The organism is Isoptericola sp. Y581 (assembly GCF_059445475.1).
In genome coordinates this window covers 46,587-65,321 of record NZ_JCAIUK010000009.1, presented here as the reverse complement: position 1 = coordinate 65,321, position 18,735 = coordinate 46,587, and the positions used below count along the sequence as shown (strand labels likewise).

Annotated in this window: 17 protein-coding genes; 9 read left to right on the top strand and 8 right to left on the bottom strand. The window is 69.4% G+C overall.

Going from position 1 to position 18,735, the window contains the following annotated elements:
* Nucleotides 1-133: 133 nt before the first annotated feature.
* Nucleotides 134-2,224 (bottom strand): DNA topoisomerase (ATP-hydrolyzing) subunit B, encoded by a 2,091-nt coding sequence (gyrB, locus tag AC1C2W_RS17110; protein WP_495413795.1) that lies wholly within the window; start codon nt 2,222-2,224, stop codon nt 134-136.
* A 433-nt stretch (nt 2,225-2,657) separates the two neighbouring features.
* Here gyrB and AC1C2W_RS17105 point away from each other — a divergent pair, with 433 nt between their 5' ends.
* Nucleotides 2,658-4,169, top strand: a complete 1,512-nt coding sequence (locus AC1C2W_RS17105; RefSeq protein WP_495413794.1) for an LPXTG cell wall anchor domain-containing protein — start codon at nt 2,658-2,660, stop codon at nt 4,167-4,169.
* A gap of 110 nt (nt 4,170-4,279) precedes the next feature.
* Here AC1C2W_RS17105 and AC1C2W_RS17100 read toward each other — a convergent pair whose 3' ends face one another.
* From AC1C2W_RS17100 to dnaA, 5 genes are all read right to left on the bottom strand, one after another.
* Complete coding sequence (locus AC1C2W_RS17100; RefSeq protein WP_495390878.1) at nt 4,280-4,792, bottom strand: DciA family protein; 513 nt, start codon at nt 4,790-4,792, stop codon at nt 4,280-4,282.
* Between the two features lie 115 nt (nt 4,793-4,907).
* Nucleotides 4,908-6,107: a DNA replication/repair protein RecF gene (gene recF / locus AC1C2W_RS17095; protein ID WP_495413793.1), complete on the bottom strand. Its 1,200-nt coding sequence runs from the start codon at nt 6,105-6,107 to the stop codon at nt 4,908-4,910.
* A 30-nt stretch (nt 6,108-6,137) separates the two neighbouring features.
* Complete coding sequence (gene gnd, locus AC1C2W_RS17090; RefSeq protein ID WP_495413859.1) at nt 6,138-7,079, bottom strand: phosphogluconate dehydrogenase (NAD(+)-dependent, decarboxylating); 942 nt, start codon at nt 7,077-7,079, stop codon at nt 6,138-6,140.
* Nucleotides 7,076-8,209, bottom strand: a complete 1,134-nt coding sequence (gene dnaN, locus AC1C2W_RS17085) for a DNA polymerase III subunit beta (RefSeq protein WP_495390797.1) — start codon at nt 8,207-8,209, stop codon at nt 7,076-7,078. The genes gnd and dnaN overlap by 4 nt, the downstream gene beginning before the upstream one ends.
* A 651-nt stretch (nt 8,210-8,860) precedes the next feature.
* Nucleotides 8,861-10,276: a chromosomal replication initiator protein DnaA gene (gene dnaA, locus AC1C2W_RS17080; protein WP_495390798.1), complete on the bottom strand. Its 1,416-nt coding sequence runs from the start codon at nt 10,274-10,276 to the stop codon at nt 8,861-8,863.
* A gap of 407 nt (nt 10,277-10,683) precedes the next feature.
* On the opposite strand from dnaA, the gene rpmH reads away from it, so the two are divergent.
* From rpmH to AC1C2W_RS17040, 8 genes are all read left to right on the top strand, one after another.
* The gene (gene rpmH, locus AC1C2W_RS17075) at nt 10,684-10,821 is read left to right on the top strand and encodes a 50S ribosomal protein L34 (protein WP_495390799.1); all 138 of its coding nucleotides are present in this window, start codon (nt 10,684-10,686) and stop codon (nt 10,819-10,821) included.
* Nucleotides 10,822-10,824: 3 nt separating this feature from the next.
* Nucleotides 10,825-11,226, top strand: a complete 402-nt coding sequence (gene rnpA, locus AC1C2W_RS17070) for a ribonuclease P protein component (RefSeq protein ID WP_495413792.1) — start codon at nt 10,825-10,827, stop codon at nt 11,224-11,226.
* Nucleotides 11,223-11,546 carry a membrane protein insertion efficiency factor YidD gene (gene yidD / locus AC1C2W_RS17065; RefSeq protein WP_495413791.1) on the top strand — a complete coding sequence of 108 codons (324 nt, stop codon included), beginning with the start codon at nt 11,223-11,225 and terminating at the stop codon, nt 11,544-11,546. The genes rnpA and yidD overlap by 4 nt, the downstream gene beginning before the upstream one ends.
* A 57-nt stretch (nt 11,547-11,603) precedes the next feature.
* Nucleotides 11,604-12,539: a membrane protein insertase YidC gene (yidC, locus tag AC1C2W_RS17060; protein ID WP_495390802.1), complete on the top strand. Its 936-nt coding sequence runs from the start codon at nt 11,604-11,606 to the stop codon at nt 12,537-12,539.
* 23 nt (nt 12,540-12,562) lie between these two features.
* Nucleotides 12,563-13,093: a Jag family protein gene (locus tag AC1C2W_RS17055; RefSeq protein ID WP_495390803.1), complete on the top strand. Its 531-nt coding sequence runs from the start codon at nt 12,563-12,565 to the stop codon at nt 13,091-13,093.
* 80 nt (nt 13,094-13,173) lie between these two features.
* On the top strand, nt 13,174-13,839 hold the full coding sequence (rsmG, locus tag AC1C2W_RS17050; protein WP_495413790.1) for a 16S rRNA (guanine(527)-N(7))-methyltransferase RsmG: 666 nt from the start codon (nt 13,174-13,176) through the stop codon (nt 13,837-13,839).
* A gap of 186 nt (nt 13,840-14,025) precedes the next feature.
* Entirely contained in the window at nt 14,026-15,093 is a 1,068-nt protein-coding gene (locus AC1C2W_RS17045) for a ParA family protein (protein ID WP_495390805.1), read from the top strand.
* A 168-nt stretch (nt 15,094-15,261) separates the two neighbouring features.
* Entirely contained in the window at nt 15,262-16,704 is a 1,443-nt protein-coding gene (locus AC1C2W_RS17040) for a ParB/RepB/Spo0J family partition protein (protein WP_495413789.1), read from the top strand.
* Nucleotides 16,705-17,247: 543 nt separating this feature from the next.
* Here the strand turns inward: AC1C2W_RS17040 and trxA are convergent.
* The gene (trxA, locus tag AC1C2W_RS17035) at nt 17,248-17,580 is read right to left on the bottom strand and encodes a thioredoxin (protein ID WP_495390807.1); all 333 of its coding nucleotides are present in this window, start codon (nt 17,578-17,580) and stop codon (nt 17,248-17,250) included.
* A 33-nt stretch (nt 17,581-17,613) separates the two neighbouring features.
* The gene (gene trxB, locus AC1C2W_RS17030; protein WP_495413788.1) at nt 17,614-18,675 is read right to left on the bottom strand and encodes a thioredoxin-disulfide reductase; all 1,062 of its coding nucleotides are present in this window, start codon (nt 18,673-18,675) and stop codon (nt 17,614-17,616) included.
* Nucleotides 18,676-18,735 lie beyond the last annotated feature (60 nt).

Below are 18,735 nucleotides of genomic sequence, written 5' to 3'. Positions count from 1 at the left end.
GACCGGGGGTCTCGTCCGTCACCGTCTACCTTCTTCCTTCCCGCACCGCCTGGGCGCGGGAACCGTCGTCCTCGAACCGCTGTCAACTGCCGTACAACGACGTGCGCACCATTTGTACGACGCCGTGGGTCGGCTAGATGTCGAGGAAGCGGACGTCCTTGGCGTTGCGCTGGATGAAGCTGCGGCGAGACTCGACGTCCTCGCCCATGAGTACCGAGAAGATCTCGTCGGCCGCGGCCGCGTCGTCCATGGTGACCTGCAGCAGCGTGCGGTGCTCGGGGTCCATCGTGGTGTCCCAGAGCTCGGTGTAGTCCATCTCGCCGAGGCCCTTGTAGCGCTGGATCCCGTTCTCCTTGGGGATCCGCTTGCCGGCGGCGATCCCCTCCTTGAGGAACGCGTCCCGCTCCCGGTCGGAGTAAACGTAGTCGTGCGGCCCGTTCGACCACTTGAGCCGGTACAGCGGCGGCTGCGCGAGGTACACGTGGCCGTGCTCGATGAGCGGGCGCATGTACCGGAACAGCAGCGTGAGCAGCAGGGTGCAGATGTGCTGGCCGTCGACGTCTGCGTCGGCCATGAGCACGATCTTGTGGTACCGGAGCTTGGAGAGGTCGAAGTCCTCGCCGATGCCGGTCCCGAAGGCGGTGATCAGCGACTGGATCTCCTGGTTGGACAGCGCCCGGTCGAGGCGGGCCCGCTCGACGTTGAGGATCTTGCCGCGCAGCGGCAGGATCGCCTGGTTGTGCGGGTTGCGACCGCGCACCGCGGAGCCGCCCGCTGAGTCGCCCTCCACGATGTAGACCTCGCAGTCCTCAGCGCGGTTGGACTGGCAGTCCTTGAGCTTGCCCGGCATGCCGCCCGAGCTGAGGATGCCCTTGCGCCGGGTGGCCTCGCGCGCCTTGCGCGCCGCCATGCGCGCCTGCGACGCCTGGATCGCCTTGCGGATGACGTCGCGCGCCTCGGTGGGGTGCGCGTCGAACCAGTCGGTGAGCTTCTCGCGCACGACCCGCTGGACGAACGTCTTGGCCTCGGTGTTGCCGAGCTTCGTCTTGGTCTGTCCCTCGAACTGGGGCTCGCCGAGCTTCACGGAGAGGACGGCGGTGAGGCCCTCGCGGATGTCGTCACCCGTGAGGTTCTCGTCCTTCTCCTTGATGATCGACTTCTCGCGGGCGTAGCTGTTGACGAGCGTCGTGAGCGCCGAACGGAAGCCCTCCTCGTGCGTGCCGCCCTCCGTCGTGGAGATCGTGTTCGCGAACGTGTGCACCGACTCGCTGTAGCTGCTGGTCCACTGCATCGCGATCTCCACCGAGATGCGACGCTCCACGTCCTCCGCCTCGACGTCGATGATCTCCGGATGGACGAGCTCCGACTTCTTGGCCGCGTTGATGTGCGCCACGTAGTCGATGAGGCCGTTCTCGTAGCGGAAGGTCACCGTGCGGACCGGGTCGGCGTCGTCGGCCGTGCCGCTGCCGCCGTCCGTTCCGGCATCGGTCTCCATGCCGACGACCTCGTCGTCCACAGCCCCATGACCAACACGCTCGTCCCGCAGCGTGATCTGCAGGCCCTTGTTGAGGAACGCGTACTGCTGGAAGCGTGAGCGCAGGGTCTCGAAGTCGTAGTCGGTGGTCTCGAAGATCGTGCCGTCGGCCCAGAAGGTCTGCGTCGTGCCGGTCGACTCGCCCTCGGCGAGCGGCTCCAGGCGGTCGACCCCGGTGACGGGCTCGCCGCCGTCGCGGTACTCCTGGCGCCAGTGATACCCGTCCCGCTTCACGTCCGCCACGAAGCGGCTGGACAGTGCGTTGACGACGGACATGCCCACGCCGTGCAGGCCGCCGGAGACGGTGTACCCGCCGCCGCCGAACTTGCCGCCCGCGTGCAGGATCGTCATGACGACCTCGAGGGTCGGCTTGCCCTCCGTGGGGTGCATCGCGACCGGGATGCCACGGCCGTTGTCCTGGACGCGGACACCGCCGTCGGCCAGGAGGGTCACGTCGACGGTGTCGGCGTGACCGGCGAGGGCCTCGTCCACAGAGTTGTCCACAATCTCGTAGACCAGGTGGTGCAGCCCCCGCTCGCCCGTGGAGCCGATATACATGCCCGGGCGCTTGCGGACGGCCTCGAGGCCCTCCAGGACGGTGATGTTGCCGGCGTCGTACCCGGCCCCCGGTCCGGCGGCTCCGCTTGCGGCGGCAGTGCTGGGACGGGGGGTGTCGGTTCGGTCTGCCACAGGCGGTACTGCTCCTCGGTCGTCGTGCACGCGTCGACGCATCGTGCTCAGTACGGGCGGCGCGGCTCACAGGTTCCGGGTACGCACCGACCGAGCCGCGCGGGAGGTCGGAACACGACCCGGAATGACGGTCCCAGTCTACCTGCCGAGGGCAAGGAAATGGCGGATTGACGCCGTTGGTGCGAAGTTCGGCACACGTCGTCCACAGGAGCGCCCCGGCGGGTTGTCCCCAGGGTTGTCCACAGAGTTATCCCCAGGGTTGTCCACACCCGGCGCCCGAACCGCGGCCATCCTCCCGACTCGTCCGTCTTTTGTACTCTGACCGTTATCAACAGGGTCTCCCTATTTACGGCGGAAACTGGTCTAATTCACCACGATTCCCCGTTTCGCACGTCGACCGGTGCCGACCAGTACCGGTCACCATCGAAGGGACATGCCCACAGTGAAGAGGACCCTGGCGGGCGTCGCAGCAACGACGCTCGCTGTCGGAGGGATGCTCGTCGCCACCGCGGCGTCCGCCTCCGCCCACACCCCCCGTGTCGAGGACAGCTGTACGAGCCTCGCGGTGACCCTGACCCAGTACAGCGGTGCCGAGGTGACGGTCACCGTCGACGGCGCCTCGGTCGCCCAGGAGCGATTCGACCAGGCCTGGGAGCGCACGTTCGAGCTCGACGGCGCCAAGGCCCACGAGTGGACCGTCGATGTCGACGCACAGGGGGGCGATCGGTACGACTGGACCCAGTCCGGCAGCACCGAGCCCTGCCCGCCGACCACACCTGAGCCCCAGGTGCAGGTCGGCATCTACCTGTACCCGAAGCTCGACAGCACCAAGCCCGCGGCCTGGGAGAACTCGGGTGAGCAGCAGCTGCTCGGCACCACGACCCTCACGCTGCCCGAGGACGAGCTGCTGAGCGGCGAGCACTGGTACACCGAGCTGCCGGAGACGGACGCGCTCGACGACATCGACCTGTGCACCGGCTGGGGCATCCAGCAGGACCTGGTGCGTGGCGGTCCGGACGAGTACACGGTGCCGGAGAGCATCACGTACCCCGACGGTTCCTCCATGGACGACCACCTCGTCGACTGGACGCACCAGGAGCTCTCCGACCTCGGCATCGAGGTCCCGAGCGCCGAGGACTGCGCCACGCCCGAGCCCCCCGAGCCCGTCGAGCCCGTCGTCGTGGTTCCTGAGGCTCCCGCCGCCGTCGAGGTCTGCGGCTCGGACGCGTCCGACGTCGTCCTGCCGACCGACACCGAGCAGGTCACCTACCTGCGCACCGAGCAGGGCGTCCTCGCCGCGCCGACCGCAGGCAACACGTTCGGCGACGACCTCGGCGGCTACACCCGCACCGAGGCCGGCGATGTGCTCTTCCCGATCGCGGACCTGGTGCCCGCCGAGGAGGACTGCGCGCTGATCCCGGGTGACATCGCGGCCGTCTGCGAGTCCGACGTCCCGTACCTCGGCTACGGCGTCTCGCTGCCCGAGGGCATCGAGGTCGACAGCGACAACCCGCTGACGATCACGTTCATCAACCCGGACGGCGGCGAGAACTTCGTCGCCGAGGACCAGCCCCTCGAGGGCGAGCTCCTGTGGCCGGGCGCCTCCACCGAGGAGCCGAAGCAGTGGCCGGGCTGGGAGCAGCAGGACGACGGCTCGTACGTCGAGACCGACGGCAACTACGCCTGGACCCGTGACGGCGTGCAGGTGCTCTTCGAGGTGAACCCGCACTACTCGACGGTCGTCGACTACCCGCCGACGTCGTCCGGCTGTGCCAACCCCGCCGGCATGGGCGGCCCGGACGTCGAGGCCTCGGGCCCGCCCGCCGAGGGCGACCAGCTCCCGCAGACGGGTGCCACGGTCGGCATCGCTGCCGGGCTGGCCGCGCTGCTCGTGGTGGGCGGTGGCGCGCTGTTCTGGCTGCGTCGACGCCTGCAGCAGCGCTGACGCTGACGCTCTGACCGGTCACGCCGGTCGGGCTCACGCTGGTTGAGCTTGTCGAAACCTGGTTTCGACAAGCTCAACCAGCGTTTCTCGTCTCCGGACTGGTTGCGTGCTCACCCGAAGGTGTCGCGTGGCCCCGGCCCGCGCACCGTCCTACGTCCGCGTCGGAAGCCGGGCCCGGCGGGTCCGAGCACGGTGACCTGCTCCACCACGCCCTCCCCGACCTCCTCGGCGAGCCGGCGAAGCAGCGTCGGCACCAGCAGGCGCACCTGCGTGGCCCACGCCGTCGAGTCGGCGCGCACCACGAGGACCTTCTCCTCGAACGTCTCCGGCTGGCAGTGGTCCGCCACGTGGCTGCCCACCACCTCGCGCCACCGGCCGATGACGCCGCCCACGGAGACGTCCGACGTCCAGCCCTTGTCCCGGAGCAGGCGCCCGAGCACCTCCGAGAGCAGCTGCGGGTCGCGCGCCCCCGGCCCCTGGCCGGACAGCCGCGGCTCGGCCAGCGGGGAGCGTCGCGCCGGCGAGCCCGGGCGCAGCCCCCTGGCGCGAGCCGCCGCCTTGGCGCGGTTGAGCGCCTCGCGCGCCACCGCGGAGGGCGGCGTGAGCTCCGTGCGGTCCTTCACCGGTCGCGGATCGTCCGCGTCGCGCGCAGGCCTGTCGCTCGCGTCGTCGTCCACGGCCTCGGTCCCGGCCTCGCCGTCCGGGACGTCGCCGGCGCCCGGGACGTCGCCGCCCCCGTCAGCCCGCACGTCGCACCTCGCCCGGTGTCACCTCGAACCGAGCACCGAGCAGGCCCGCCGGGACGTCCTCGGGCACGGCGGCGGTCACGAGGACCTGCCGAGCCGGGGCCACCAGCTCCGCGAGTCGCTCCCGACGCCGGACGTCCAGCTCCGCGAACACGTCGTCCAGGATGAGCACCGGGTCGGCGTCGGTGTCGAGGTCCGGGTCCCAGAAGGCCGTGTCCGGCGCGTGGGCGGGCTCCGCGCCGCCGCCGAGCAGCCGGTACGACGCCAGCCGCAGCGCCAGCGCGAACGACCACGACTCGCCATGGCTCGCGTACCCCTTCGCAGGCAGGCCGCCGAGCGTCAGCACGAGGTCGTCGCGATGCGGGCCCACCAGGCTGACACCGCGCTCCACCTCCTGGCTGCGGGCCTCCACCATCGCAGCGAGGATCGCCTTCTCCAGGTCCTCGGCCGCGGGCAGGCCGCCACCGGCGCCCTCGACCGCCTCCGGCACGCTGGAGCGGTAAGCAAGCTCCGCATCGCCGTCCCCGTCGCTGACCTGCTCGTACGCGGCCGCCACGTGCGGGGTCAGCGCCTGCACGAGCGACAGGCGCATCGCGAGGATCTGGCCGCCGAGCTGGGCGGCGCGCGCGTCCCACACCTCGAGGGTGCTGGTGTCCACCGTGCCGCCGCCCGCCCTCCGCACGCCACGCAACGACTTGAGCAGGGCCGATCGCTGCCGGATCACGCGTTCGTAGTCGCTCAGCAGGGCCGCAGCGCGGGGGAGGAGCTGCACCACCAGCTGATCGAGGAAGCGGCGGCGGCCGTCGGGGTCCCCCTTGACCAGGGTCAGGTCCTCGGGGGCGAAGAGGACGGTACGCAGGATCCCCAGCACGTCGCGCGCTCGGCCCGGCTGGCCCCGGTTGACCCGCGCGCGATTCGCCTTGCCGGCGGTGATCTCGAGCTCGATCGTCGACGCCCGTTCGCCCCGCACGACGCGGGTGCGGACGACCGCCCGCTCCGCGCCGGCGCGGATCAGCGGGGTGTCGGTGGCGACCCGGTGGCTGCCGAGGGTCGACACGTACCCGATCGCCTCGACGAGGTTCGTCTTGCCCTGGCCGTTGCGACCGACGAACGCGTTCGGTCCGGGCTCGAGCTCGACGTCGACCGCGGCGTAGGACCGGAAGTCGAGGAGCGAGAGGTGCGAGACGTACATGGGCCTTCTCGGTGGGTCACCGCCGGTCGGTCACGACGCGGGCTTGACGGCGTGCCCGCCGAACTGCTGGCGCAGCGCGGCGACGGCCTTCATCGCCGGCGACTCGTCCTGCCGGGATGCGAACCGGGCGAACAGCGCGGCCGAGATCACCGGAAGCGGCACGGCGTTGTCGATCGCCTCGTCCACCGTCCAGCGGCCCTCGCCCGAGTCGTCCACCCAGTCGTCGATCGCCTGCAGCGCCGGGTCCTCCTCGAGCGCCTTGACCATGAGGTCGAGCAGCCAGGACCGCACGACGGTGCCGCGTTTCCAGGCCTTCATCGTGCCGTGCACGTCGGTGACGATGTCCTTGGCGGCCAGGAGCTCGTAGCCCTCGGCGTACGCCTGCATGAGGCCGTACTCGATGCCGTTGTGCACCATCTTCGCGAAGTGCCCGGCGCCCACCTCGCCGGCGTGCACGAATCCCTCCTCGCGGGGGCCCTCGGGCCGCAGCGCGTCGAAGACGGGCATGAGCGTCCGGACGTGCGCGGTGTCGCCGCCGCACATCAGCCCGTACCCGTTCTCCAGGCCCCACACGCCGCCCGAGACGCCGACGTCGACGTACCCGATGCCCCGCTCGGCCAGCTCCGCCGCGCGCGCCTGGTCCTCCGGGTAGTGCGAGTTGCCGCCCTCGACGACCACGTCGCCCTCGCCCAGCAGACCGCCCAGCTCCTGGACGACCCCGCGGGTCGGGTCGCCGGCCGGGACCATCACCCACACCACGCGACGGTCTGCGGGCAGCGCGGCCACCAGGTCGGCCAGCGAGGCCACGTCGGAGACCTCGGGACGCGGGTCGTAACCCGTCACCTCGATGCCGCCGCGACGCAGCCGCTCGCGCATGTTGTTACCCATCTTGCCCAGACCGACGAGTCCGATGTGGCTGACCATGGGGTTCCTTCCGGGAGCGGAGCGAGGAGCGGTGGAAGCGTGCGTCAGCCGGCGAACCGGATGGGCACGAGCAGGTACCGGTACTCGGACGAGTCCTCGCCGTCGAGCGACTCCTGACCGGTAAACTCGACCGGCTTGTTCGGGTGCGTGAAGGACAACCGCACGAAGTCCGTGCCGAGCGCCCCGAGGCCGTCCAGCAGGAACTGCGGGTTGAACGCCACCTGGATGTCCTCGCCCACGAGCACCGCCTCGAGCGCCTCGGAGGCCTGCGCGTCGTCACCCTGGCCGGCGTCGAGCACCACCTGGCCGTCCGTGAACGACAGCCGGATCGGAGTGTTGCGCTCCGCCACGAGCGACACGCGCTTGGCCGCCTCGATGAGCGGGGCGGTGGCGACGACGGAGTGGATCGGGGTCGCGTCCGGGAAGAGGCGGCGCACCGGCGGGTAGTCGCCGTCCACGAGCTGCGACGTGGTGTGCCGCCCGCCGGCCTCGAAGCCGATGAGGTCCATGCCCTGGCCGGTCGAGAGCCCGACGTTGACGAGGCCGCCCCCGCCGCCGAGGGACTTGGCGACGTCCGTGAGCGTGCGGGCGCGCACCAGCGCCACGGCCGAGTACCCGGGGGTGACCGGGGTCCAGGTGAGCTCCCGCAGCGCCAGGCGGTACCGGTCGGTGGCGATGAGCGTGATCCGCTCGCCCTCGATCTCCATCCGGACGCCGGTGAGCAGGGGGAGCGTGTCGTCGCGGCTCGCAGCCACGCTGACCTGCGCGACGGCGTGCGTGAGCGCGTCGCCGGTGACCGTGCCGGTGAGTTCCGGCATCTGCGGCAGCGTCGGGTAGTCCTCGACCGGCATCGTGAGCAGGGTGAAGCGGGACGCACCGCAGGTGAGCACGACCTTGGTGCCCTCGAGCGTGACGTCCACCGGCTTGTTCGGCAGGGCTCGGGAGATCTCGGCGAGCAGCCGCCCTGACACCAGTACCGTCCCGGGCTCGGACACCTCGGCCGGGATCTCGGCGCGGGCGGAGACCTCGTAGTCGAAGCTGGACAGCCAGATCGTGCCTGCCGTCTCCACCTCGATGCGGACGCCGGCCAGCACCGGGGCAGGCGGGCGCGTGGGGAGCGTGCGCGCCGTCCATGTCACGGCCTCGGCCAGGACGTCACGCTCAACCCGGAACTTCATCCCACTCCTCGAGTTGTCGATCGATGTGGACGACGGCGCACCTGGCCGTCGTGGCCCAGTCGCCCGGGCTCCTCCGACGTGACCGGACAGGCCTCGTCGTCCGAGCCAAACCCTACGCGAGACAGGGCGGCTTCGGCACGCCGTCACCGGACTGGTGGTGGACGTGTGCCTAGCGGAGCGTGCCGGCCTGATGAAGGCGTGTGGATTTCCCTTCTAGATCAAACGTTCGTCGTCGTCATCGGGGTTGTGGAATCTGGGGATGACGTGTGTTTGCGCAGGTCAGAGCACTCTTCTGGCTGTGGAGGCAGTGGGGGCGCGGCTGTGGGTAACTCGTAGTGCCTGTGGGCGAAGAGATTCGTACCCACAGGTGTCCACCGATCAGGGTCTGCTCGTCCACGGAAAGCGGGCCACAATCCACACTCGTCCACAGAGTTATCCACAGGTGTGCATCTCGATGTCGCCGAGAAGGACGAGGTTGTCCACGGATCTGGTCCACAGGGTTGGGGACGATCGGGCACGAGGCGCGCGAAATCGCCGTCGCGGTTGTGGGCGACGGTGTGGAGAACGATCGAGACGGCCGTCCAGCGCCTGGGGAAGGCGGCCCCACCCAGGCGAGACGGCCCCACGGGGCGGGGTCGGGAGAGCGGAAGGTCAGCCGCGGTGCTGCTGCTTGATGCGGCTGGTGAGCTCGGTCACCTGGTTGTAGGTGGAGCGCCGCTCCGCCATCTGCCCGGCGATCTTCCTGTTCGCGTGCATCACGGTGGTGTGGTCGCGACCACCGAACTGCTGGCCGATCTTCGGCAGGGACAGGTCGGTGAGCTCGCGGCAGAGGTACATGGCGATCTGGCGTGCCGTGACGAGAACGCGGGAGCGCGAGGAGCCGCACAGGTCGTCGATCGTGAGGCCGAAGTAGGCGGCCGTCTGCGCGATGACCATCGACGGCGTGATCTCCGCCGTGTCGTCGTCCGTGATGAGGTCCTTCAGGACGATCTCCGCGAGGGCAAGGTCGACCTGCTGCCGGTTGAGGTTGGCGAACGCCGTGACGCGGATGAGCGCGCCCTCGAGCTCACGGATGTTGGACGAGATGCGCGAACCGATGTAGCTGAGCACCTCGGCCGACACGTCGAGACGTTCGCTCGCGGCCTTCTTGCGCAGGATCGCGATACGGGTCTCGAGGTCCGGCGGCTGGACGTCGGTGATGAGGCCCCACTCGAAGCGTGAGCGGAGGCGGTCCTCGAAGCCGTTGAGCTGTTTGGGCGGGACGTCGGACGTGATCACGACCTGCTTGTCCGCGTTGTGCAGCGCGTTGAAGGTGTGGAAGAACTCCTCCATCGTCTGCTCCTTGCCCTGCAGGAACTGGATGTCGTCGATGAGGAGGACGTCGACGTCGCGGTACCGGCGCTGGAACGCCCCGGCACGCCCCTCGCCGATGCTGTTGATGAAGTCGTTGGTGAACTCCTCGGAGTTCACGTAGCGCACGCGCACGTGGGGATAGAGGTTGTGCGCGTAGTGCCCGATGGCGTGCAGCAGGTGCGTCTTGCCCAACCCCGAGTCGCCGTAGATGAACAGCGGGTTGTACGCCTTCGCCGGCGCCTCGGCCACGGCGACCGCCGCGGCGTGTGCGAAGCGGTTGGACGCACCGATGACGAACGTCTCGAAGATGTACTTCGGGTTGAGCCGCGTGGGCTCGGCCGACGGCTTGGGGATCGGCGCCAGCGGCGGGGCCTCCGGCTCGTCGGGGATCCCGGACTGCAGGGGAGCCGTGTAGTCCTGGGAGGGTCCTGCGAGGGTGTCGCTGCTGAGCTCGGGATCGACGGTGATGCCGAAGCGGATGTCGCGGCCAAGGGTGGAGGCCATCGCGGAGACGAGCTGGTCTCGCACGCTGGTCTCCAGGTACGCGCGGGTCTGCTCGTGCGGCACCGCGATGAAGACGGTGTCCTCGAGGATCGCCATGGGCTTGGCGAGCTTGATGAACGCGAGCTGTCGGGCCGTCATGTCGGGGCGTGCCTCGAGGGTGGCGAGCGTGTGGGCCCAGACGTCGGTGATGTTCTCGTCTGGTGGGGCCACGGGCGTCGTCCTTCGGTCGTTCGGCGGGCAGCGAAGTCGCGAGTCTGCCACGCCGACGGTCCGTCCACATGGTTGTCCACATGCTGTGGAACCTGTGGACAACGCTGTGGGTGATGACCGTAACCGGGCAGCCGGCGCGACGTCGCGCCGAGGGTGCGTGAGGTCCCCGTCATCGTAGTCACCGAGCGCGGTCCGGTGCCCCTCGGCCTGGTTTGACCCAGAGCCACCCGGCGGCGTAACGTCAGACAGCCGTTCCAGGTCCTTTCGCGCGCCCTCACACGGGCAGGCAGTCCTCGGGCCGGCCCGGTCGACGCCTCCACGTCTCGTACGCGCGCGCTGACCTGCGACAAGACCTGCATCGTCGAGGATCTGACGGTGTACCTCCCCGACGTTTCTTGGAGTACCTCGTGAGCAAGCGGACCTTCCAGCCGAACAACCGTCGCCGTGCCAAGACCCACGGCTTCCGGCTGCGCATGCGCACCCGCGCCGGCCGCGCCATCCTGGCGAAGCGTCGGCGCAAGGGTCGCGCCGAGCTCTCTGCCTGACGGATGCTGCCCGCGGCGCACCGACTGCGCCGTTCCGTCGATTTCGAACGGGCGGTGCGCCGCGGCACGCGTGCAGGTCGATCGACCGTGGTGGTCCATCTCTTCGTCGACCCCGAGCCCGTCCAGGAGGACGGCAGGGGCAGCGGGAGCATGCCGGAACCGCCACAGGTCGGTCTTGTCGTATCCAAGGCCGTGGGGAACGCCGTGCATCGGAACAAGGTGAAGCGACGGCTGCGGCACTCCGCCTCCGCGCACCTCGCACTGCTCCCCGCGGGCGCCGACGTCGTCGTCCGGGCACTCCCGGCGTCGAGCGGCGCCAGCTACGCGGAGCTCGACCGCGATCTCCTCAGCAGCCTCGGGCGGGCTGTCGCGCGCGCAGCCGGCGACGCCCGGAGCGTCCGATGAGCACCTCGACCCTTGGGCACGGCCGCGACGTGCTGCGCAACCTTCCCGCGGCCGTCATGATCGGCGTGATCCGCGTCTACCAGACTGTCCTCTCACCGCTCACCGGCCCCTCCTGCAAGTACTACCCCTCGTGCTCGCAGTACGCGATCATCGCGATCCGCACGCACGGGACCTTGCGGGGGACCGGTCTCGCTCTGTGGCGCATCCTTCGGTGCAACCCCTGGAGCCTCGGCGGCGTTGACGATGTACCGCCCGTTCGTGTGAAGCATGTCGACGACGACGTGCCGGTGCACGAGCGCCGCGGCGCCCCTCGCCACTGATCTTCCCGGTCCGCGCCACCGGGATCTCAGACTTTCCGACCAAGGAGACATATCGGGATGATCGACACCATCCTCTTCCCCATTCAGTGGGTCGTGGCCTGGATCATGTACGGGTCACACACCGTCCTCACGACACTCGGCATGCAGGACGGGGCCGGCCTCGCGTGGGTGCTGTCGATCGTCGCGCTCACGGTCGTGATCCGTATCGCGCTGATCCCGCTGTTCTTCAAGCAGATCAAGGCGTCGCGCGGCATGCAGATCATGCAGCCGGAGCTGCAGGCCGTCCAGAAGAAGTACAAGGGCAAGACGGACCCCGCGTCTCGGGAGGCGATGGGTCGCGAGACGATGGAGCTCTACCGCAAGCACGGCACCAACCCGATGGCGTCCTGCCTGCCGATTCTGCTGCAGTCGCCGATCTTCTTCGCGCTGTTCCGCGTGCTCAACAACCTGGTCGGCATCGCCAACGGCACCCATGACCCGATCGGGCCGATCGACCAGCACGTCGCCCGGGACATCGAGTCGTCGTCCCTGTTCGGCGCGCAGCTCTCCGACGTCTTCCGCACGACGGACGACATGACGGCGCGGGTCGTCGTGATCGCGCTGATCATCGTCATGAGCGCCACGATGTTCTTCACGCAGCGCCAGCTGACCATGAAGAACATGCCGAAGGCCGCCCTCGAGGGGCCGATGGCCAGCACGCAGAAGATGATGCTGTACATCCTCCCGGTGATCTTCCTGATCTCGGGCATCAACTTCCCGGTCGGCGTGCTGATCTACTGGGTGATCTCGAACCTGTGGTCGATGGGTCAGCAGTTCTACACGATCAAGAAGATGCCCGCTCCGGGCTCCGAGGCGGAGCGCATGCTCAAGGAGAGGCAGGCCCGCAAGGCTGCCGCGAAGGGCGCCATCGAGGCCGCTCCTGACCCGGAGCCGGAGTTGCCGCGCGGGCAGCGGGAGCAGCCCAAGCGCAAGAACCGCCAGAAGCGCGGCTGAGTAGCGAGAGGACGTCACCACAGATGACCACGGACACGCCGCTGGAGCAGGGACAGAACCGGACGGCCCGGCTCGAGGAGGAAGGCGAGATCGCGGCCGACTACCTGGAGGAGTTCCTCGACATCGCTGACCTGGACGGCGACATCGACCTGGACATCCGCCACGACCGGGCGGCCGTCGAGGTCGTGGCCGAGGAGGGGGAGGACCTCTCCTCGCTCGTGGGCCGGGACGGGGAAGTTCTCGAGGCCCTCCAAGAGCTGACGCGGCTCGCCGTGCAGGCCCGTACCGGTGAGAGGAGCCGCCTGATGCTCGACATCGGAGGCTTCCGCGCCGGCCGACGCGATGAGCTGACCGTGCTGGCGGAACGGGCGGTCCGAGAGGTTCGTGAGTCCGGCCGGGAGGTGGAGCTCGACCCGCTGAACGCCTTCGAGCGCAAGGTGGTGCACGATGTGGTGGCGGCCGCTGGGCTGGTCAGCGACTCCCGTGGCGTCGAGCCTTCGCGGTACGTCGTGGTGCAGCCGGCGGCGCCCGAGGGTGACGAACCGGCCTCCTGATGGCGGATCCGAGAGCCCGTTGTTTCACGTGAAACAACGGGCTCTCGTCATGAGATGACTGAGAGAGGGGAGTGTGCGAGATGGCACAGGACGACGCGCCGGGAGCTGGTGGCGCGGACGACGAGGCCCTCGGACGCGATGCGTCGGTGCGGGCATACTTCGGAGAGCGCTACGCACTCGTCTCTCGGTTCGCCGAGAGGCTGCGCACCGAGGGTGAGATCCGTGGCCTGATCGGGCCGCGCGAGGTGTCTCGCCTGTGGGAGCGGCACCTCCTGAACTCCGCCGCCGTCACCCCCTACCTCGGCGGGGCTACCTCCGTGGCAGACATCGGATCCGGGGCAGGGCTGCCCGGCTTGGTGCTCGCCATTCAGCGGCCTGACGTCGAGTTCCAGCTGATCGAGCCCATGGAGCGGCGCACCACGTGGCTGCAGGAGATCGTCGACGACCTCTCCCTCGACAACGTGACGATCAACCGGGGGCGCGCCGAGGAGTACCACGACGCGTTCGAGGTAGACGTCGTGACGTCCCGTGCGGTCGCCGCACTGAACAAGCTGGCGCGCATGAGTCTGCCTCTGGCCCGCAAGGGCGGGGCCATGATCGTGCTGAAGGGACGCAACGTCGACCGTGAGATCGAGCCGGCGCGCAAGGTGCTGCGGAGCTTCAAGACCGCCGAGCCAGAGATCCTCGAGGGCCGGACCGTCGAGGGCGTCGAGCCCACCACCATCCTGCGGATTCGGCGCGGCTGACCTGCCGGAAAGTTCGGCGGGAGAGGCACACGGGATCCCGGCGGACCCGGATCCCAGCAGGCCGGAGTTTCGACATCGACGCGGGTAGACGAGGCCGTAGAGTGAGCGCGGAGCACCTGACCGCGGCGTCATGGTTCATGCCGCGGGCTCGTGCACAGTCTTTGTGACGAACCGGAGGAGTGGCACGTGAGCACGAGTACGGAGCACGTCGACGACGTCCCCCAGCACGGCGGGACCGGGACGGGCGAACCGCACGTTTCACGTGAAACAGCTCCGGAGCTAGCGTGGGCGCATGGCGGCCTCCCTTCCGGACTCGACGGACACCGCGCCGCGCTCGTCGCCTCGGTACCGGTCGCGGACGAGTCGACGCCGCTCGCGGCGCAGCTGGCGATCGACTCCCGTCGTCGGATCGAGCTGCAGGGCCGGCAGTTCGCCCGGCCGGAGCGCACGCGGATCATCACCGTGGCCAATCAGAAGGGCGGCGTCGGGAAGACGACCACCACCGTCAACCTGGCGGCGGGCCTGGCGCAGGCCGGGCTCAGGGTCCTGGTGATCGACAACGACCCGCAGGGCAATGCCTCCACGGCTCTCGGCATCGAGCATCGCGCGGGTACCCCCTCGATCTACGAGGTCCTCGTGGAGGGCGAGCCCCTGGCGAACACCGTGCAGGAGTGCCCGACGGTCCCGGGCTTGTTCGGAGTTCCGGCCACGATCGATCTCTCGGGGGCGGAGATCGAGCTCGTCTCCCTTGTTTCACGTGAAACACGGTTGCGGCGCGCGCTCGACGCCTACCTCGCCGACCGTGACGCCAAGGGCGAGGAGCGGATCGACTACGTCTTCGTCGACTGCCCGCCGAGCCTCGGGCTGCTCACGGTGAACGCCTTCGTCGTGGGGCGCGAGGTGCTCATCCCGATCCAGTGCGAGTACTACGCGCTCGAGGGGCTGAGTCAGCTGCTGAAGACGATCGAGCTGATCAAGGCGCATCTGAATCCGGATCTGCGCGTCTCGACGATCCTGCTGACCATGTACGACGGCAGGACGAACCTTGCGCAGCAGGTGGCCGCGGAGGTGCGGGAACACTTCCCCGACCAGACGTTGCGCACGAGCGTGCCCAGATCCGTGCGGATCTCCGAGGCGCCAAGTCATGCCCAGACCGTCATGACGTACGACCCGGGATCCACCGGGTCGCTCGCGTATCTCGAGGCCGCGCGAGAGCTCGCGGAGCGAGCTCCTCGGCGTGCTGACCTCGGGTAGAGCGCCGGATGAGGCGGGGAACACCCGCGCGACGAGTATCCACGGATCGGCGAGGCGCACCACCGAAGAGTGTGCCTGGCCGTGGGATGCTAACCGCGACCCCGGCGGGGTGGCGAAGGTGACGACGACACGGGGAGCGCGGGGCCCGATGCTGCAGGAGGCAGGAGCATGAGTCAGAAGAAGCGTGGTCTGGGCCGGGGTCTCGGTGCTCTGATCCCGTCAGGACCGGAGAGCGATCGACCGGTCGATGTGTTCTTCCCGCCCGGCGACGCGCGCGAGCCTGGCCCGTGGGGCGGCTCGTCAGCCGCTCTGACCAGCGAAGATGACCGCTCGGGTCCGTCGGATGCGAACGACGCCGCGGGTCGCACCAGCCGACGGACGGCGTCCTGGGACTCGGCGATCGCCGGTGGCCGCCTGAGCATTCGCACCGGAAGCGACGCCGTGGCGAGGGATGACGGCGAGACGAACGGGTCGGACGCCGTCGAGTCGAACGGGGTGGTCGCGGCGCTCCTTACGGACGAGCGCCCGACGGGCGACGTCCCGGCCGACACGATCGAGGATGCTTCGACTGCCGAGACACTCGGGGCCGACGGACTCTCGATGGGCCTGATCACCAGCATCGAGGTGGCAGACCTGGCGGAGCCCGGCGACCCCCCGACGGCGGTCCGGGAACAGCAGACGGGGGACGACACCGAGGGCCGCGGGGCGACCTCGACCGTGGGCACCGGTGAACCCGCGGACGGCGGCGACGTTGTTTCACGTGAAACGGGGCTCAGGCCGGTGCCGGGGGCGCGCTTCGCCGAGATTCCTGTCGAGGCGATCCGTCCAAACAACTGGCAGCCGCGAGCGGTGTTCGACGACGGTGAGCTCGATGAGCTGATCGCCTCGATCAGCGAGATCGGCGTGCTGCAGCCGATCGTCGTGCGGCCGGACGCCGACGACGCGGACCGGTACGAGCTGATCATGGGCGAGCGTCGCTGGCGTGCGACGCAGGCGGCTGGCCTCGACACGATCCCGGCCATCGTGCGCGAGACCGACGATGGGGACATGCTGCGCGATGCGCTGCTGGAGAACCTGCACCGCGCCGCCCTGAACCCGCTCGAAGAGGCGGCGGCATACCGGCAGCTGCTGGACGACTTTGGCTGCACGCACGAGGAGCTCGCCACCCGGATCGCGCGGTCGAGGCCGCAGATCTCGAACACCCTTCGCCTGCTCAAGCTGCCTCCTCTGGTGCAGCGGCGGGTGGCCGCGGGGGTCCTTTCGGCCGGACACGCACGCGCCCTTCTGTCCCTGACCGATGGCGCCGAGATCGAGCGGCTTGCACAGCGGATCGTGTCGGAGGGGCTCTCGGTCCGTGCGACTGAGGAGATCGCCACGCTGCTGACCAGTGGCGATGGTGAGGCGCCCGCACGGAGAGGCCCTCGAGCCGGGCAGCGGAGCGAGGCGATGGACGACCTCGCCGTGCGGTTGGCCGACCACTTCGAGACGCGGGTGAAGGTGAGCATCGGGAAGACGAAGGGCCGCATGACGGTCGAGTTCGCGTCGGTCGAGGACCTCAACCGCATCCTCGGGGTGATGGCTCCGGGGGACCCGGGCCTGCTGCGTTCCTGACGAGCCGCACTACCGCGAGAGCGGGCGCCATCCTGAGGATGGCGCCCACTCTTGTGTCGACGACTGTGCACCGACGGTCTTCGAGGGCGGGGTTGCCCATGTTTCACGTGAAACAGGCTGCAGTCCGAACGATCGTTCCAAGCGGGGGCTCCGCTGGCAAAGGAGGACGCGGTGCTGAGCGGGGGGAGCGCCGTCGAAGGACGAGTCGTCGGCAGGTCGTCCCGGCAGATCGGAGCATCTCGTCTCGACCGTTCGTCATGTGACACGAGCAGAACCGGCGCCACGACCTGACGTCCGGAGGCGGGCCTCGACATTCACGCCGTGCCGGCCATTTCCGACATCTCGGAATCTACGCGGAGGCCGTGCCGGACGGGGGAGGGCAGCTGGCCTCGGCGTACGCCGGTGGCCCTGGGCGACGCCTCGGAGGACGCCGTCACGGCTCCAGCGGGCGACCGTCCGGGGTGTCGGTTGCGTCCGGGCGTGCACAGCTCGAAGGCCGGGTCTGTTTCACGTGAAACAGACCCGGCCGACGCGCAGGAGGTGTCAGGCGCTCGGCGCGAGGACCGCGTCGATCTCCTCCTGGAGTGCCTTCTTGGGGCGCGCACCGATGACCGTCTTCACGAGCTCGCCGCCGGAGTAGACGTTGAGCGTGGGGATCGAGGTGATGCCGTACGCCATGGTGGTGGCCTGGTTGGCGTCGGTGTCGAGCTTGACGATCTTGACCTTGCCCTCGTACTCGTCCGAGAGCTCCTCGAGGATCGGCGCGACCATGCGGCAGGGGCCGCACCAGGTCGCCCAGAAGTCGACCAGAACCGGGACGTCGGACTCGAGGACCTCGGTCTTGAACGTGTCGTCGGTGACGGCGACGGTAGCCATGTGTCGCTCCTTCGGTCGAAGTGGGGGAGTGGGTCAGAGGGAGACGGGGTCGAGCGGGCCGTCGAGGGCTGCCGGCAGACCGTCCGGGTTCGGGGCCGCGGGGGTGCCGGCGAGGGCCTGCTTGCCCTCGGCGTCGGCGACCTCGGTGAGGTAGGCCTGGGCGTCGAGGGCGGCGGCGCAGCCGGAGCCGGCGGCGGTGATGGCCTGGCGGTAGGTGTGGTCGACGGCGTCGCCGCAGGCGAAGACGCCGGGCTGGTTGGTGCGGGTGGTGCGGCCCTCGACGAGGATGTAGCCCTCGTCGTCAAGGTCGATCTGGCCCTTGACGAGGTCGGTGCGGGGGTCGTGCCCGATGGCGACGAACAGGCCGGTCGCGTCGAGCTCGCGCGTCGCGGCGGTGTGGGTGTCGCGCAGGGTGATGCCGGTGACCTTGTTTTCGCCGTGGATGGCAGCGACTTCGCTGTTCCAGGCGAACTCGATCTTGGGGTTGGCCTGGGCACGGTCGGCCATGATCTTGGAGGCGCGCAGGGAGTCGCGGCGGTGTACGACGGTGACCTTGGACGCGAAGCGGGTCAGGAAGGTGGCTTCTTCCATCGCGGAGTCGCCGCCGCCGATGACGGTGATGTGTTGGTCGCGGAAGAAGAAGCCGTCGCAGGTGGCGCACCAGGAGACGCCGCGTCCGGAGAGTTGCTTCTCTTCGGGTAGGCCGAGTTCGCGGTAGGCGGAGCCGGTGGCGAGGATGACGGCGCGGGCCTTGTAGGTCTCGCCGCTGCCGGTGACGATGGTCTTGATGTCGCCGGTGAGGTCGACCTGTTCGGCGTCGTCCCACAGCACCTTGGCGCCGAAGTTCTCGGCCTGTTCGCGCATGGCTTCCATGAGGTCGGGGCCCTGGATGGCGGTGGGGAAGCCGGGGAAGTTCTCGACCTCGGTGGTGTTCATCAGTGCGCCGCCGGCGGTGACGGAGCCGGCGACGACGACGGGTGCCAGGCCGGCGCGCGCGGCGTATATGGCCGCGGTATAGCCGGCGGGACCCGAACCGACGATGACGATGTCGTGCACGGGGGCCTCACCTGTGGTGATGGTCGGCTGATCGGTCACGTCTTCTCCTGGTCGTCTGCGGGTCCGTCTGCGTCCTGGGGCGCCATCGCGGTCAACACC

What these genes read in the sequence shown, in the direction of transcription:
- trxA (WP_495390807.1), bottom strand. Translation starts at nt 17,580, where the DNA reads ATGGCTACCGTCGCCGTCACCGACGACACGTTCAAGACCGAGGTCCTC.
- yidC (WP_495390802.1), top strand. Translation starts at nt 11,604, where the DNA reads ATGATCGACACCATCCTCTTCCCCATTCAGTGGGTCGTGGCCTGGATC.
- rnpA (WP_495413792.1), top strand. Translation starts at nt 10,825, where the DNA reads ATGCTGCCCGCGGCGCACCGACTGCGCCGTTCCGTCGATTTCGAACGG.
- rsmG (WP_495413790.1), top strand. Translation starts at nt 13,174, where the DNA reads ATGGCACAGGACGACGCGCCGGGAGCTGGTGGCGCGGACGACGAGGCC.
- AC1C2W_RS17055 (WP_495390803.1), top strand. Translation starts at nt 12,563, where the DNA reads ATGACCACGGACACGCCGCTGGAGCAGGGACAGAACCGGACGGCCCGG.
- AC1C2W_RS17105 (WP_495413794.1), top strand. Translation starts at nt 2,658, where the DNA reads ATGCCCACAGTGAAGAGGACCCTGGCGGGCGTCGCAGCAACGACGCTC.
- AC1C2W_RS17040 (WP_495413789.1), top strand. Translation starts at nt 15,262, where the DNA reads ATGAGTCAGAAGAAGCGTGGTCTGGGCCGGGGTCTCGGTGCTCTGATC.
- dnaN (WP_495390797.1), bottom strand. Translation starts at nt 8,209, where the DNA reads ATGAAGTTCCGGGTTGAGCGTGACGTCCTGGCCGAGGCCGTGACATGG.
- yidD (WP_495413791.1), top strand. Translation starts at nt 11,223, where the DNA reads ATGAGCACCTCGACCCTTGGGCACGGCCGCGACGTGCTGCGCAACCTT.
- recF (WP_495413793.1), bottom strand. Translation starts at nt 6,107, where the DNA reads ATGTACGTCTCGCACCTCTCGCTCCTCGACTTCCGGTCCTACGCCGCG.